This is a genomic window from Vreelandella lionensis (genome assembly GCF_002087295.1).
Classification (GTDB): domain Bacteria; phylum Pseudomonadota; class Gammaproteobacteria; order Pseudomonadales; family Halomonadaceae; genus Vreelandella; species Vreelandella lionensis.
In genome coordinates, this window is the sequence record NZ_MWVI01000071.1 from 1 (window position 1) to 15,171 (window position 15,171).

General features: G+C 58.8%; 13 protein-coding genes and 5 pseudogenes. 10 read left to right on the forward strand and 8 right to left on the reverse strand.

Features of this window, described 5'->3' with window-relative positions:
* Positions 1-489: pseudogene (locus B4967_RS09670) on the forward strand (RNA-guided endonuclease InsQ/TnpB family protein); the annotation flags it as partial.
* Between the two features lie 148 nt (positions 490-637).
* On the opposite strand, the gene B4967_RS09675 reads toward B4967_RS09670, so the two are convergent.
* Complete coding sequence (locus tag B4967_RS09675; RefSeq protein WP_139794465.1) at positions 638-1,744, reverse strand: heparan-alpha-glucosaminide N-acetyltransferase domain-containing protein; 1,107 nt, start codon at positions 1,742-1,744, stop codon at positions 638-640.
* Between the two features lie 174 nt (positions 1,745-1,918).
* Here B4967_RS09675 and B4967_RS09680 point away from each other — a divergent pair.
* Both B4967_RS09680 and recQ read left to right on the forward strand, forming a co-directional pair.
* A pseudogene (locus B4967_RS09680) lies at positions 1,919-2,861 on the forward strand (exopolyphosphatase).
* A 58-nt stretch (positions 2,862-2,919) separates the two neighbouring features.
* Positions 2,920-5,040 (forward strand): annotated as a pseudogene (recQ, locus tag B4967_RS20315) (DNA helicase RecQ).
* 45 nt (positions 5,041-5,085) lie between these two features.
* Here recQ and B4967_RS19255 read toward each other — a convergent pair.
* The gene (locus tag B4967_RS19255; protein WP_243470468.1) at positions 5,086-5,529 is read right to left on the reverse strand and encodes a translation initiation factor eIF-2B alpha/beta/delta subunit family protein; all 444 of its coding nucleotides are present in this window, start codon (positions 5,527-5,529) and stop codon (positions 5,086-5,088) included.
* A complete protein-coding gene (locus tag B4967_RS19260; protein ID WP_243470469.1) occupies positions 5,450-6,106 on the reverse strand; it encodes a translation initiation factor eIF-2B alpha/beta/delta subunit family protein in 657 nt (218 codons plus the stop codon). The genes B4967_RS19255 and B4967_RS19260 overlap by 80 nt, the downstream gene beginning before the upstream one ends.
* A gap of 103 nt (positions 6,107-6,209) precedes the next feature.
* Between B4967_RS19260 and mtnB the strand changes: the two genes are divergently transcribed.
* The 3 genes and pseudogenes from mtnB to B4967_RS09705 all read left to right on the forward strand — a co-directional run bounded on the left by mtnB (position 6,210) and on the right by B4967_RS09705 (position 8,069).
* Positions 6,210-6,800, forward strand: a complete 591-nt coding sequence (gene mtnB / locus B4967_RS09695) for a methylthioribulose 1-phosphate dehydratase (RefSeq protein WP_083024970.1) — start codon at positions 6,210-6,212, stop codon at positions 6,798-6,800.
* Positions 6,797-7,315 (forward strand): annotated as a pseudogene (mtnC, locus tag B4967_RS09700) (acireductone synthase); the annotation flags it as partial. The gene mtnB and the pseudogene mtnC, both read left to right, overlap by 4 nt.
* Before the next feature lie 204 nt (positions 7,316-7,519).
* Positions 7,520-8,069, forward strand: a pseudogene (locus B4967_RS09705) (1,2-dihydroxy-3-keto-5-methylthiopentene dioxygenase).
* Between the two features lie 203 nt (positions 8,070-8,272).
* Here the strand turns inward: B4967_RS09705 and mtnK are convergent.
* Together mtnK and B4967_RS09715 are read right to left on the reverse strand one after the other, a co-directional pair.
* Positions 8,273-9,535, reverse strand: a complete 1,263-nt coding sequence (gene mtnK, locus B4967_RS09710; RefSeq protein ID WP_083024971.1) for an S-methyl-5-thioribose kinase — start codon at positions 9,533-9,535, stop codon at positions 8,273-8,275.
* A gap of 144 nt (positions 9,536-9,679) precedes the next feature.
* A complete protein-coding gene (locus B4967_RS09715; RefSeq protein ID WP_083024973.1) occupies positions 9,680-10,612 on the reverse strand; it encodes a LysR family transcriptional regulator in 933 nt (310 codons plus the stop codon).
* 88 nt (positions 10,613-10,700) lie between these two features.
* Here B4967_RS09715 and B4967_RS09720 point away from each other — a divergent pair, with 88 nt between their 5' ends.
* Both B4967_RS09720 and B4967_RS09725 read left to right on the forward strand, forming a co-directional pair.
* Positions 10,701-11,129 (forward strand): DMT family transporter, encoded by a 429-nt coding sequence (locus B4967_RS09720; RefSeq protein WP_083024974.1) that lies wholly within the window; start codon positions 10,701-10,703, stop codon positions 11,127-11,129.
* A 13-nt stretch (positions 11,130-11,142) separates the two neighbouring features.
* Positions 11,143-11,607 carry a DMT family transporter gene (locus B4967_RS09725; RefSeq protein ID WP_083024976.1) on the forward strand — a complete coding sequence of 155 codons (465 nt, stop codon included), beginning with the start codon at positions 11,143-11,145 and terminating at the stop codon, positions 11,605-11,607.
* Here B4967_RS09725 and B4967_RS19265 read toward each other — a convergent pair.
* Complete coding sequence (locus B4967_RS19265; protein WP_243470470.1) at positions 11,555-12,304, reverse strand: GGDEF domain-containing protein; 750 nt, start codon at positions 12,302-12,304, stop codon at positions 11,555-11,557. The two genes, B4967_RS09725 and B4967_RS19265, sit on opposite strands and share 53 nt — an antisense overlap.
* A gap of 61 nt (positions 12,305-12,365) precedes the next feature.
* A complete protein-coding gene (locus tag B4967_RS19270; RefSeq protein WP_243470471.1) occupies positions 12,366-12,791 on the reverse strand; it encodes a hypothetical protein in 426 nt (141 codons plus the stop codon).
* Positions 12,792-12,991: 200 nt separating this feature from the next.
* On the opposite strand from B4967_RS19270, the gene B4967_RS09735 reads away from it, so the two are divergent.
* On the forward strand, positions 12,992-13,276 hold the full coding sequence (locus B4967_RS09735; protein WP_083024977.1) for a YrhK family protein: 285 nt from the start codon (positions 12,992-12,994) through the stop codon (positions 13,274-13,276).
* On the opposite strand, the gene B4967_RS09740 is transcribed toward B4967_RS09735, so the two are convergent.
* Complete coding sequence (locus B4967_RS09740; protein WP_422821853.1) at positions 13,273-14,130, reverse strand: DeoR/GlpR family DNA-binding transcription regulator; 858 nt, start codon at positions 14,128-14,130, stop codon at positions 13,273-13,275. The two genes, B4967_RS09735 and B4967_RS09740, sit on opposite strands and share 4 nt — an antisense overlap.
* Positions 14,131-14,188: 58 nt before the next feature.
* Between B4967_RS09740 and B4967_RS09745 the strand changes: the two genes are divergently transcribed.
* Positions 14,189-15,169: an ABC transporter substrate-binding protein gene (locus B4967_RS09745; RefSeq protein WP_083024979.1), complete on the forward strand. Its 981-nt coding sequence runs from the start codon at positions 14,189-14,191 to the stop codon at positions 15,167-15,169.
* Positions 15,170-15,171 lie beyond the last annotated feature (2 nt).

The following is a 15,171-nucleotide window of genomic DNA, read 5'->3' on the forward strand; positions in this document are numbered from 1 at the left end:
GAGCCGTAAGCAAAAAGGTTCGAATAACCGTGCCAAGGCGCGGCTAAAAGTGGCTAAATGCCATGCCAAGATTGCCGATACTCGGCGTGACCACCTGCATCAACTCACCCGCCAGATCGTGAACGACAACCAAGTGATCGCGGCGGAGAGTTTGCAGGTGAAGCACCTGGTTAAAAACCGTCACCTTTCCAAAGCGATCAGTGATGTCGGCTGGGGGGAGTTGGTTCGCCAGCTTGAGTACAAAGCGGCGTGGGCGGGACGGCAGTTCGTCCAGATCGACCGCTGGTACCCCAGCAGCAAACGCTGCCATGGCTGCGGCTTTGTGCGGGTGGCACTGCCGCTCAATGTGCGCGTCTGGGACTGCCCAGGCTGCGTACCCAGGGCATTGACCGTGACCTCAATGCCGCTCGAAACATCCTACAAGCCGGCACCGCGCTACTCGCCGGTGCCGAGAGTTGCAGCAAATACCGAGGGGCCCTCGGGAATTGACGCCTGTTGAGTTTGTGTAAGACCGGCAATGCCAAGGCATTGAAGGCAACGGACAGCGAAGCAGGAACCTGGAAGGCGACAACCAGGGAATCCCCTTCCTTTCCGCCTCAGGCGGCAGCTTCCTAAGAAGCTGAGGGAGGGAAGGAGGTCAATTGTAACGGGCGATCCAGCGCGTTAGCCAAATCCACAACGCGGCTCCAAGAATTAACAGCCCACCCACACCAAGCGCCTGTGGATAGGTGTACATGCCTTCGCCTTCCAGCAGAAAACGCAGCACCAGAAAAATCATCACAAAATGGAAAATAAACGCTTTGAGCGCGTCGCTCCCTACCATCGTTAATGGCCGTAGCGCCTTGGCTGCCGTAGCTCCACCAGCGAGTGCAGCGCCTAAAATAACCAGCGCGCCGCCCACGCTGTACAGCGTGAATTTCAGCCCAGGCGGGTGCTTGCCGTCGTTATTTGCCACCGCCAGCATCGCAGCAGAAACATCGCCTTCGGCAAAGGCCAAGCCATAGAACGCGGCGACCATGACAGCCCCTACGCACACCAGCGCCAGCACCAGCTTTCGCCTCAGCGCCGTATCAAAATAGCAGCGCAGCAGGGCTTCGCCGATTAGCACGCCCGCCAAGATCAAAGGCGCGCGGCTGAGCTGGCCCCAGGTGTAATGGTCTTCATGGTCCACCAGCAGCGCTTTTAAGGTGTCGTTACCGCCAAAGCTCAGCCCCTGCAGCCAAGCGGAGAGCGTGGTTAAGCTAATAATAAGCGCACACCGCCCCCACAGCGGTGTACGTGCCCATAATGGAAGTACCAGCGGCACCCACAGCAGGGCGATGGCGTAAAAACCGAGGATTTCTACCCAAATCGCAAAGCGCTGATAAAGCAGCGCATCAACAATATCGCCTGGGGCGTAATAGGGCAGCATCTCGACGACCGTCAACGCCTTGTACCAAAACCACACTTCAACCGCGCGCACCCATAGTTTTAGCCGCCGTTTTGGCCACGCCTCTGTTTGGGTAGACGCTAAAAAGGCCACGGCTAGCGCAATCCCGAAGACCAGGATGAACAGGGAAGAAGAGAACTTAGTGAGAAAATGGACGGGCACCATGCCCCAATCGGGGACGTTGCGTATTCCAATCAGCCCACTCACCGTATGGCTGAGAATCATCAGCCCAATCGCTATACCACGGGCGAGGTCTATGGCGTCTATACGCCCTTCCGCACGGGGCAGGCGTGGCACTTCTTGCCAGGTAAACACGTTAGCAACGTCCTTGTAGGGTATTCGTGTTAGTGAAACATTGCTTTTACCATAGCCTATTTGCCTAGTGAGCTATTGCGCTTGATTAAAACGCAGCCGATTATCAAGGGCTTATTTTAACCCTCGATAACTGCTGGTATCTTTTGATGACTATTCACCGTGTCGAGAAAACAAATGCCTACGCAACAAACACCCACGTTTCGTTTAGTTACCCGCAGCGATTTTGATGGTTTGGTATGCGGTGCCCTGCTCAAGCACTTAGGGCTTATTGATGAAATCACCTTCGTGCACCCGAAGGACATGCAGGATGGCAAAATTGCTATCGATGCCAACGACATCACCACCAACCTGCCCTATGTGCCCGGCTGCCACCTTAGCGTTCGACCACCACCTAAGCGAAACAGTGCGCAACGTTGAGCGTGCCGACAACCACATCATTAATGCAGACGCCCCTTCCGCTGCCCGCGTGGTATGGGAGTACTACGGCGGCCACGAGGTCTTCCCCGCACGCTGGGACGATATGATGGAAGCCGTCGATAAGAGCGACTCTGCCCAGTTCAACAAAGACGAAATTCTCAACCCGCAGAGCTGGGTACTGCTGAACTTCATCATGGACGCCCGCACGGGCCTGGGACGCTTCCGCGACTTCCGCATCTCCAACTATCAGCTGATGATGAAGCTGATCGACTACAGCCGCGAGCACACCATCGATGAAATCCTCGCCCTTGACGACGTGCAGGAGCGCACCACGCTTTACCGTGAGCACGAGCAATTAGCAAAGGAGCAAATCGAGCGCTGCGCGACAGTACACGGCAACGTGGTGGTGTTGGATCTACGCAACGAGGAAACCATCTACGCAACCAACCGCTTCGTAATCTACGCCATGTACCCCGACTGCAATATCTCAATTCACGTGATGTGGGGGCTCAAGCAGCAGAACACCGTGCTGGCGATTGGTAAATCGATCCTCAACCGCTCCAGCAACACCAACGTGGGCGAACTGTGCCTAAGCTACGGCGGCGGCGGCCATCTGAATGCGGGCACTTGCCAAGTTGATAATGACCAGGCAGAAAATGCGTTGGCGGAGATTGTTGAGCGGATTAGGGCGGATGGGTAAGGCGACGGCTTACTCTCCTTAACCCCGTTCCTTCACGCACACGACAAGGAGAGCAGCGATGCACGGCGACTCGGCAGCCCTCAAGGTACTGCAGGAGGTCTTTGGCTACGACCACTTTCGTGGCCCGCAGCAGGCCATCATTGAGCATGTGATGGCCGGAGGCGATGCGTTGGTGCTGATGCCCACTGGCGGCGGTAAATCGCTGTGCTATCAGATACCCTGCGCTGCTACGTGAAGGCACCGCGATTGCGGTCTCGCCGCTCATCGCGTTGATGCAGGATCAGGTGGCCGCGCTGATTCGGAACGGGGTGCGCGCCGCCTACCTCAACTCCAGCCTCGAAATGCATGAGGCGATGGACGTGGAAAACCGCCTGCGCGCGGGCGAGCTGGATCTTCTCTCCGTCGCGCCAGAGGGGTTGGCAACGGCACGCATGCAGATGCTGCTGGAGCAGACCCACATTGCGCTGTTCGCCATCGATGAAGCCCACTGCTTTTCCCAGTGGGGCCACGATTTCCGCCCAGAGTATCGCCAGCTCTCCCACCTGCACCAGCGCTTCCCTAACGTGCCGCGCATCGCGCTCACCGCCACCGCCGATGTGCCTACCCGGCACGACATCATGGAGCACCTACAGCTTCAGGACGCCGCGCTCTACAACAACGGCTTCGATCGGCCCAACATTCGCTACCATATCGCTGAAAATCAGGGCAATGCCAAAGAGCAGCTGCTGAGTTTCATCCGTGAGCATCACGACGGCGAGGCGGGCATTGTGTACTGTCTTTCTCGCCGCAAGGTGGAGGAAACCGCCGCTTGGCTGGCTCGCCAGGGGTTGACCGCGCTGCCCTACCACGCCGGGCTGCCCGCCGAGCAGCGCCAGCAGCACCAAACCCGCTTTCTGCGCAAAGACGGCGTGGTGATCGTCGCCACCATCGCTTCGGCATGGGCATCGACAAACCGGACGTGCGCTTTGTGGCACACCTCAACCTGCCCAAAAGCATCGAAGCCTACTATCAGGAAACCGGCCGCGCCGGACGCGACGGGCTGCCCGCCGATGCCTGGATGGCCTACGGGCTTCAGGACGTGATCACTCTGCGTCAGATGCAGCAAGACTACGGTGCCGCCGACCAGCAAAAGCGCATCGAGCAGCAAAAGCTCGACGCCATGCTGGGGCTCTGCGAGATCATTAGCTGCCGCCGTCAGGCGCTGCTCCACTACTTCGGCGATTCATTAGACGAGCCCTGCGGCAACTGCGACAACTGCCTCACCCCGCCTGACACTTGGGAGGCCACGGTGGCTGCACAGAAGGCGCTGTCATGTGTCTACCGCACCGAGCAGCGCTTCGGCGTCACTTACTTGGTGGATGTGCTGCTGGGCAAGCGCAACGAACGTATCAGCCGCTTCGGTCATGACAGTTTGAGTACGTTCGGCATTGGCACAGAGCTCACCGCCAGCGAGTGGAAAGCGCTGTTCCGCCAGCTGATCGCCAGCGGTTTTTTAAGCGTGGATATGGAGGGCCATGGCGGCATCAAGCTCACCGCCAACGCCAAGCCCATACTGCGCGGCGAGCAGAGTCTCACCCTTCGCAAACCCAGCAAGCCCGCGCGGCGCAGCAGTAAGGGCGCCTCCGCTGCCAAGGGCCACGGCGTACTGTGGGAAGCGCTGCGCCAGCATCGCAAGGGGCTCGCCGATGCCCAGGGCGTACCCGCCTACGTGATTTTCAACGACGCCACCCTGGCCGAGCTGGTAGAGCAAAAGCCGCAAACGCTGCAGGCGCTGGGCACCATCTCGGGCATCGGCGCACGCAAGCTGGAGGATTATGGCGAAGGCTTTCTGGCGGTGGTTCTGGCGCATCCTGATGAGCCTGCCGCTAGCGCCCCTGTGGGCAGCAGCGCTCTTGAATCTGCCGCGCTACTGCGCCAAGGGCTAACGCCGGAACAGGTCGCCGAGCAGCGCGGGCTGGTCGCCAATACCGTGTACCGCCATTTGAGCGATGCCATTCAAGGCAGCGAACTGGCACTGGAAGAGGTGGTCAACCTGGACCCAGCGACCCTGGCGCAGATTCGCGCGGCTTTTGAGCAGTTTCCCGGGCAGGGGTTGAAAGTGGTGTTTGAAGCGCTGGAAGGCCGTATTGATTACCCGGTTCTACACTGCGTGCGGGCGTCCATGGCTGCTAAGGGTTAGGCTTTTTACGAAAAGTCGGCGAGCGTAGGCTGTTTTCGTAAAAGCCTAGCGCCATCCCCGCAGATGCTCGCCCCGTGCAATCGCCGCTGAGTCGAACACGCCGGTATCCAGAATCCAGGCGGTGACCAGCTTGGCGGGCGTCACGTCGAACGCCGGGTTCCACACCGGCGCATCGCTGGGTGCCCACACCACCTCGCCAAACGCGCCTGCGGCTCCGCGCACTTCCGCGCCATCGCGCTGCTCGATGGGAATCGCCGCGCCGGTCGCGCAGGCGGGGTCGACCGTGGTGTAAGGGGCGACCACATAGAACGGCACCTGATGGTAGTGTGCCGCCACCGCCAGCATGTAGGTGCCCACTTTGTTGGCAAAGTCACCGTTGGCGCAGATGCGGTCCGCGCCGACCATCACCTTATCCACCTTGCCCGCTGCCATTAAGCTGGCCGCCATGCTGTCGGTGATTAGCTGGTAGGGAATGCCTAAATCGGCCATTTCCCACGCGGTTAAACGCCCACCCTGGAGCAGCGGACGGGTTTTCATCGACATAGACATGCAGATCTATGCCGCGTTGTTTGGCGATGGCCAACGCGCCAATCGCGGTGCCCACACCGGCCGTAGCCAGCGCACCGGTGTTGCAGTGGGTCAGCACGCGGTCGCTGGATGCCAGCAAGTCAGCGCCACGCTCGGCCATGCGTTGGCACAGCGCGCGGTCCTCTTCAAACAGCGCCTTGGCTCGTTCGGCCAAGGCGTCAGCGCCCTGGGCAAAACAGGCTTCCATGGCGTCCAGGCAGTACATCAGGTTCACTGCAGTGGGTCGCGTTGCCCGCAAGCGGTCGCTGACGGCTTGCCACTCGGATTCGGGATGGCGAGCGGCGTACTGGGCCAGCACGAAAGCAGCGCTCAAACCAATCAATGGCGCGCCGCGAATGGCGAGGTGTTTAACCGCGTGCTGCCACGCCTCGGGGGAGTCGCAGCGCACCCACTCTTCGGCCTGGGGTAGCCGGGTTTGGTCCAAATACTCAAGCGAGTCGGCATACACCCGTAAACTGCGTGACTGTAAATTGACCATGAGGGGCTCCTTGATAATGGGGCAAGCAGAACGGCGGCACGGCTTATCAGGCGCGAAGCTTATCATATAGAATGGCCGCACTAGACGAGGCGATGCTGACCCGATGAACACCTTACACACCGAACTGCTGGACGCCATCTCCTGGGCGGCGCAGCAAGGCTGGACGCCCGCCACCGGCGGCAACTTTTCCGCGCGTACCGAGGCGGGTTATTTAGTCACCGCCTCCGGGCGGGATAAAACCCGTATCCAGGCGGATGATCTGCTGCTGTGCGACCTGGAAGGCCGTGTGCTGGAAGGCAACGGCAAACCCAGCGCCGAAAGTGACCTACACGCCGCGCTGTACCGGCCAGACCCAAGCATTCACTGCGTGCTGCACACCCATACCGTGGCCAGCACCGTGCTATCGCGGCGCTTTCCCGACGGCATTGAGCTGAGCGGCTTCGAGATGCAAAAGGCGCTGGCGGGCAACGTGACCCATGACGCCACCATTCGCCTGCCGGTGGTGCCCAACTCCCAGGATATGGAGGAGTTAGCCAAGCACGTTCGCCAAGGCTGGCCGATGCCCTGGGGCTTTTTGGTCGCGGGCCACGGTATTTACGCCGTGGGCGACAGTATCGCCAGCTGCCGCCGCCATCTGGAAGCAATCGAATTCTTACTTGCCTGTGTACTGGAAGAGAACCGGTGGACCCAATGAGTCAATCAACCGTTCGCGCCATCGTGACCGATATCGAAGGCACCACCACCGATATCAACTTCGTTCACAAAGTGCTGTTCCCCTATGCCTACGCCAAGTTGCCTGACTTTCTGCGCGAGAACGCAGAAGCACCGGCGGTGGCCGAGCAGATCGACGCCGTGCGCAATGTCATACAGGACGGCTACGCCACGTTGGAAGCGGTAATTGCTACGCTGCTGCACTGGCTCGACACCGACCAGAAAGTGACGCCACTCAAAGCCCTGCAGGGCATGGTGTGGGCCGACGGCTACCAGCGCGGCGACTTCACTGGCCATTTATACGCAGATGTCGTTCCGGCGCTGCGCCAGTGGCAGGCCGAAGGCGTGGCGCTGTATGTGTACTCGTCAGGCTCTGTGCAGGCGCAGAAACTGCTGTTTGGCTACAGCGACGAAGGTGATTTGACCCCGCTGTTCAGCGGCTACTTCGACACGCACATTGGCCATAAGCGCGAGGCCGTGGCCTATCAGCGCATTGTCGAAGCGCTCGATCTACCTGCAGAGTCGATACTGTTCCTGTCGGATGTGGTCGAAGAACTAGTGCAGCCAAGCAGGCGGGTATGCAAACCTTACAACTCGTGCGCGAAGGTACTCAGGCAGGCACTGTACACGCCTGTGTCGAAAGCTTTGCTGACATTGCCCTTTAACGGCTATGTTCACCCCTTACCTCTTAGGAGCGTCTTTATGTCCCAACTGAAAGTCTTTGCCGATCAACATCCTAATGATGCGCTGCTGGACACCACGGACGGCGAGCAAATTACCGCTGAGCTGAACCGGGTAGGCATTCTATTTGAGCGCTGGGCAGCGCCGGGCGAGATTGCCGACGATGCCACCCAGGAGGAGATTCTGGCGCTCTATCAGGAAGACATCGTCCGGGTCAAAGCCAAGGGCGGCTACCAAACCGTCGACGTGCTGCACATGGTGCCCACCCACCCGGACAAAGAGGCGATGCGTCAGAAGTTCCTGAACGAGCACCGCCACCATGAAGACGAAGTGCGCTTTTTCGTGAAGGGCCAAGGGTTGTTCTGCCTGCATATCGACGACAAGGTGTATCAGGTGCTCTGCACCCGCAACGACCTGATCAGCGTGCCTGCCAATACCCCGCACTGGTTCGATATGGGCCCAGAACCGGAGTTCACCGCGCTGCGCTTCTTCGACAACGTGGAAGGCTGGGTGCCCCACTGGACCGACAGCGACAATCGCCGGGAAGTTTGATCGTTTAGATCAGCTTTGAATAAAAAAGACTGATCCCAGGCCGGTACACACCTATGCGGGGGCGCTGTGAACCCATCCATGGGCGCTACTTTTGCCATCTGACCGCCCTGGATGGCGAGAATGCCGGAATAGCATGGAGCTATTTCCGGCCATGGCGAAAGACCCCCGCTACGGTCTGTCCCGGCCTTCTCACATCGCCGTTCTGTCGTTAATAACCTCTTCCTACAACACTGCTTTCTGGTTGAACGTTTTGGCCAGCTCTACCAACGCGTTGAGATCGCAGTAAGCTTTCGGCTCCATGATCAGCGCTTGGCCCATCAGCACGTTGCGTGCTTCCAGTTTGGCGCGCAGGGCGGTGTCTTCGATCTCTTCGAAGTCGGCATTGTGGGCAAGCGACAGCACGCGGCGGTGCATTTCGATGCCGCAGTAGGCCAGCGCATCTTCACGGATCTCTTCCAGCAGCGCGTCGCAGGCGTCGTCGGCGCTGTTGCCCTGCTCTTCGAACAGCGCTCTGGGGAACAGAATGCCGGTGCGTTCGGTTTGCCAGAGGTGGCGAAACTCCTCATCGAAGCGGGTAAAGCAATCGGTGATCACTTCTAAAATCCACGCTTGATACTCCTCCAGGTCACCTTCTTTACGGTGGGCGGGCTGGCTAAAGTAGGCCATGAAGAAGTTGGCTACCGCCATGCCCAAGTCGAACGCCATGGGTCCGTACTGGGAAAATTCAGGGTCGATGACGCGCACGCTGGTGTCGGTGGCCATGATGGAGCCGGAGTGCAGGTCGCCGTGCAGCATGGTCTCGGTGTTGGCGGTGAACTTCATCAGCAGCCGCTGCACCTTGGCTTTCAGGCGCGCGTTGCGGCGCAGCTCGTCCACCACGGGCGATAGCTCGGGCGTGTGGCGGTTCATCTCCGCGCCGTAGTAGGGGTCGGTAAACACCAGCGATTCGGTGATCGCCGGAATCGCCACGTTGCCAGAGAACAGCCCGACATCAGCTTTCTTATCCGGGCTCGCCATGGAAAGCTCAGAGCCGCGAAACGCCGTGCGCGCACAAAACTCACCCAGAGTAGCGCCCAGCTCCGCCACGCGTTCGCCGCTGATCAGCTTGCGCCGCAGAATCACATGGGGGTACAGATACTCCATCACGATCAATGCCTGGGGCTTATCGAAGTAGTACACCTCGGGGGCCACGCCCGGTGCGCGCTTGGCTTGACGCACTAAGGCGTAATACTCGAAATGGGCGCGATAGAGCGGCAGCGGCCAGCTCTCGCCCACCATGCGCACATAGGGCAGCGCCTGCTTGACCACCACGCTGCCAGTGCTGCCTGTCACGATAAACACCAGATTGAGGTTGCCATCGCCCACCTCACGGATGTGCCACTCGGCGGGGTTGCCACCCACACGGCTGGCGACTACCTCCACACCGCCTAGCCGCTGGGCCAGGGTATCCACTGCTAACGCTTGATAAGTCTGCTCGTTTGCCACCGATGATTCCTCACACAAAATGGATGTGTGTTTGTCATACCCCGGCAACGTTGTCAATTCAGTGCAGCATGATGGGGGCGCTACACCACTGGCTGCATCACTTTTTAAAATGCATTTCGCTCAGTACGCTTCTACACACCTTCTCTAAGACCTATCCCAGTAAGGCTTGTCGCCGATGATGTGCTCTAAATAACTCATGAAGACCGATACCTTCGACGAGCGCAGGCGATTTTCAGGATAAATGGCGTAGATGTTGTCCAGATAGCCATCTTCAGACGCTTCCCATTGCGTCAGTAACGGCACCAACGTTTGCTGGCGCAGCGGCTCAAAGAGTAGCCACGAGGGAAACATCACTACGCCCTGCCCCGCCATCGCTGCTTCCACCAAGCTTTCGGCATTGTTAGCGACCAAATTGCCCGATAACGCGTAGCGCACCGCCCGTGGTGTGTGGGGTTCCTGGAAGTACCATAGCTGCGCTCCCTTACGTGCGTTATACAGCAGGCAGTTATGCTGGCTGAGCGCCCCTGGCGAAGCAGGCTCGCCGTGCGCCGCTAGATACGCTGGTGACGCGCAGACGATAAAACGCTGCCGGGCGATGCTGCGGGCCACCAAACTGGAATCCGCGAGCGCCCCCACGCGAATCACCACGTCGGCACCCTCTTGCACCGGATCAATAAAGCGATCCTCCAGCGTTAAATCCACCTGAATATCCGGGAACTGCTGCTGAAACCGCGCCAAGTGCGGCGCGATATGACGCCGCCCGAAGGCCACGGGCGCATTGATACGCAGCACGCCCTGAGGATGCTGCGCGCCGCCCATCACTTGCTCGGTGGCTAGCTCCAACCGGGCCAGCGCATCGCGCACTTCGTGAAAATAGCGCTCGCCTGCTTCGGTCAGCCGTACCGCTCGGGTGTGACGATAGAGCAGTCGCTGGCCCAGCGACTGCTCCAGGCTAGCGATGTGCCGAGAAGCAGATGAGGTAGGCAACCCGTAGTAACGCGCCGCTTCCGAGAAACTGCCGCTGGCGGCCACGCGCACAAACAGGCGCAGCGCCAAGAGACGAATCGAGTTGTCCAAAATGCAATAGTCCTTTGCCTTTTTAGCGCATTGTAGCAATAAGGCTTCCTCTTTAGAGTGCTGCCTCTTCATAAGAGGGGAGCAACACATGCAACACGCACTGATTCTGGTGGGCGTACTGATCGCCGGTATGGGCCTGTCGGTGGAAGCGGGACTGTTAGGGCCGCTTGGCGAGCAGGTGGGTCACCTTTCCGCCACGCTCTCCATTTTTATGGTGGGGGCGCTGCTGCTATCACTGGCGCTGCTGTTTTCGCCCAAGCGCCAGTTGGGCGCGCTGTTCAAACAGCCGCGTTGGCTGTTAACCGGCGGCGTGATGGGGCCGATTTACGTCATTATTTTAACGTTGGCCACCCCGCTGGTGGGCGTCGGCATGACCATGGTGGGCATTTTGCGCGGCCAGGTAGCGGCCAGCTTAGCCATTGACCATTTTGGCTGGCTCGGCAGCGAACGTCGCCAAGTGGATGGCTACCGTTTAGGGGCTCTTGCCATGATCCTTGCCGCGCTTTGGTTGATGTAACAGGAGAGACACCATGCTTTTACCCATCGTATTTGCCCTACTGCTAGCAGGCGGCGCGGTCTTGGCCGCTCAATCCTCCATTAACGGCCGTTTAGGTGCTCACACCGGCGTGCTGGAAAGTGCGTGGCTAACGTTTGCCGTGGGTGCCGTACTGACCTTTTTGCTGATGTTCTTTTTTGAGCCTTCCCACGAGGCGACTCTGTTTAGCGTGCCCAAGTGGCAGCTGACCGGCGCGCTGTTTGGGGTGGTGTATATGCTCGCGATTGTGTTTGCAGTGCCCCGTGTCGGAACCGCTGCTGCAACCGTCGCGGTGATTTCTGGTCAGCTGTTGATGAGCTTATTGATCGATCACTTTGGCTGGCTCAATAACGCTGAACGCGCGCTGGATGGGTCACGATATCTGGCCATGGTGCTCTTGCTGTTGGCTATTGTATTGATCTACCTAAGCCATCGCCGCTCAGCGCGTCCAGCGAGTTGATCATCACCACCCGGTTTCGCCCTTGGCGCTTGGCCTCGTAAAGCGCCTGATCGGCGGCTCGGAATAGCTGCGAAGCGGTCACGCCCACCTTGGGTTGCAGCATTGCCCCTCCTACGCTAATAGTGATGTTCCCAGGCTCTGTGCGGCCATGGTGGGGCAGTTGCAGTGCCTCTACGGCTTGGCGCAGCTGCTCGGCCTGGGCCAGCACTGCCTGATGCGACTGCCCCATACTCAGCACTACAAACTCTTCTCCTCCAAAGCGCGCTACCACGCAGGCATTGCCCGCGTGGGCATGCAACGTGCTAGCGACTTGCTTGAGGCAGTGATCGCCCTGCAAATGGCCGTAGTAGTCGTTGTAGGCCTTGAAGCAGTCAATATCGATGACCATGAGCCCAATCGTGGCGTGCTCTTCCACAGCCTGCTGCCAATGTTGGTTAAACAAGGTATCGAACTGTCGGCGATTGGCTAACTCCGTCAGCGAGTCCGTCAGCGAAAGTTTGGATAGCTCCGCGTTACTGCGCAGCGCGTGTCCGGCTCGATGGGTTTCGCGCAGCAACAGCAGGTAGGCTTTGCGTTCGCTGGCTTCCAAGCGGTAATTGGCCACCAGCGTAAAGACCGCCTTGGCACATAGGGTAAAAATCGCCAGCCGTTTAATTTCAATCGGCATCGGCTCGTAGCCCACGACGAAGCACACCATGATGGCGATGCTTATCAGAGAAGAGGCCAAGGCGTACGAAAAACGCAGCGAGTAGAGCACGTTACCCACGACCAAAATCAGGCCGAACGAGAAGATATCTAAATAGGAGGAAAGATGACTTCGATGAAATAAAAATCAAACAAGAAGCTACCATGGCGACCACCACCGTACTTGCCATCAGTGCTTCGCGTTTAGCGCCCGATACCCCTTTATAGATTGCCCATAAGACGGGTAGACCAAACGGAATGACCACCAAGCCTCTGAGCAGCACAGAGAGCCAAAACTCATCAGGGCGAAAACTATAGTCATTAATGAGGAACAGGATGTAAATCAGCGCGGCGATCAGGCCAGCCACCACCATGTGTCGGTTTGTCTGCGGCTGGGTATCGTACTCAAAACGCGCCTCTACCTCATCCGCAAAACGCAGTTGCCAGTTTGGCCGCACCAGCTCACGTTCAATGGCGCTGTTAAAGGAGTCACTGGTCATTCATACCTCGTTGAGTCCCGGCTTCTCTCGTCTATCCTGACGGAACAACGTGACGAATACACGAAACCCGCACCGCCGAGTAGGTAAACACTCACTACGCTTAACGCGGGTTAGGCTAACCTCTTTTTGACACACAACCGTCAGAACGATCAACGCTTTCTTCGCGCTATTCCTTCCCCATGCCCCGTAACGGAGACCCTATGACGCGCCCAACTACCGCCCCTCATCAAGCCTTAACCTTCACCATGGGGCGTGAGGAACTGGTGATTCACCGCCGCTACGAAGTGCTCAGTATTCTCAACGATTTCATGCTGGGACTGTGGTTTGCCATTGGCAGCGTCTGCTTCTTTTATGACGGCACCGTCAAAACCATCGGCGTTTGGCTCTTCGTGATTGGCAGCCTGCAACTGCTGATGCGCCCAGCCATCCGCCTGCACCGCTACATCTATTTTAAGCGGCTGCCAGATGAGCAGCACGATGCCTAACCTCCGCTCATAAAGCGCACACCCTGGGCGGCTAACGGGCTTCTTAAACGATCAGGCAGCGGGCTGTCGGTAATTACCGCGTGATAGTCTGCCAGCGAACCGGCGGCGCAGCGCAGCGGTAGGTCGAACTTGGACTTATCCAGCACTAAAATTCGGTATGCCGCGTGGGCCAGCAGCGCCTCACGGGCCATTACTTCGTCGTCGTTGTAGTCGTAGAGCTGGCCGTGGCTATCCATACCGCCCACAGAGACAATGCCAATATCCACTCGATAACGCTGAAAAAAGCGCCAAGCGTCGCCACCAATCACATCCTGATCACGGCGGCGTACGCGGCCTCCGGCCACCACCAGCTCACACTCCAGCGCGCATAACTTGATCAAGGCGTGCAGATTATTGGTCATAATCTGCAGCCCCTGCTTGTCCCGCAGCGCGTCGGCTAGCTGCTCTACCGTCGTCCCCGTCCCCAAAAAGAGCGACTGGTGATTGGAAATCAACGACGCCGCCTGCCGCGCAATATGCCGTTTGCCTTCCTGATTGACGATTTGGCGCTGGTCGTAGCCCACATTCTCGTGATCGGGAAAAGGCATCACCTCGCCGTGGCGGCGCAGAATCAGCCCCTGTTCAGCCAAGACGCGAATATCCCCCCGCAGGGTTTGCACGGAGACGCCAAAGTGATGGGCAAGCGCCGCCAGCGTTTGCCGCCACTCTCCCCGCACGCGAGCCAACACGGCACGCCGCCTTTCTGTCACGTTCATGCTGTACTTACCTTTCTCTTTATCGTGCTTGCTGGCAAAACGAAAAAAACTTTCCCGCCAGCGAAAGCTAACCGCTATCAAACGAAAGCGTAGTGTCACGATGTTGTAAGCCGATGACAGTAGTGTGGTGGCTGTTCACCTACTGGAGGTTTTCCCGATGTTGAAGCGCTCGTTGTGTTCCGCTGTGACTCTCGCAAGCATTGCCCTCTCCACGTCGTTGCTCGCTGATGACAAGCTGGTGCTCTACACCAGCCAACCCAATAGCGATGCCCAGCAAACGGTCGATGCGTTCCAAGCCGCCTACCCGGAGATTGAAGGGGAGTGGGTACGCGATGGCACCACCCGCCTGATGACACGCTTGCGTTCAGAGCTGGCTGCCGGTGTCAGCAACCCTGACGTGCTGCTGATTGCCGATAGCATGACCATGACCTCGCTGAAACAAGAGGGCCATCTGCAGCCCTACCTCAGCCCTGAGCGCGATGCCTACGACGAAGCGCTTTACGACCCAGAAGGCTACTTCTACGGCACCAAGCTCATCACCACCGGTATCGTTTACAACACCGGCGCCGAGCAGCAGCCTCAACGCTGGGAAGACCTGACCGGCCCTGAGTATGAAGGCCTCGTCACCATGCCTAGCCCGCTGTACTCCGGCGCGGCGCTAATTCATATGGCAGCCATCAGTGAAAACCCGGCATTAGGGCTTGAGTACTACGAGGCACTACAGGCCAACCGCACGGAAGCACAGGGCGGTAACGGCGGCGTGTTCAATGCGGTGGCCGCGGGCACCAAGCCCTACGGCATCGTGGTGGATTTCCTACCCATCCGCGAAGCCGCGAAAGGCTCGCCCGTGGCGTTTGTGTTCCCTGAAGAGGGCGTGAGCGCCGTCACCGAGCCCGTGGCCATCATGCAAGAAGCTGAGAACCTAGACGCCGCTCAGAAATTTGACGACTTCGTGCTCTCCCAACCGGGGCAAGAATTGGTGAGCCAGCAGGGCTACCTGCCTGCTCACCCGGATGTGACGCCGCCGGAAGGCTTCCCTGAGCGCAGCACGATCAACCTCATGCCGGTGGATATTGAACAGGCGCTCGAACAGGAAGAGACGCTCAAGCAGCGCTTTAGCGATCTGTTCGTCGGCTAACC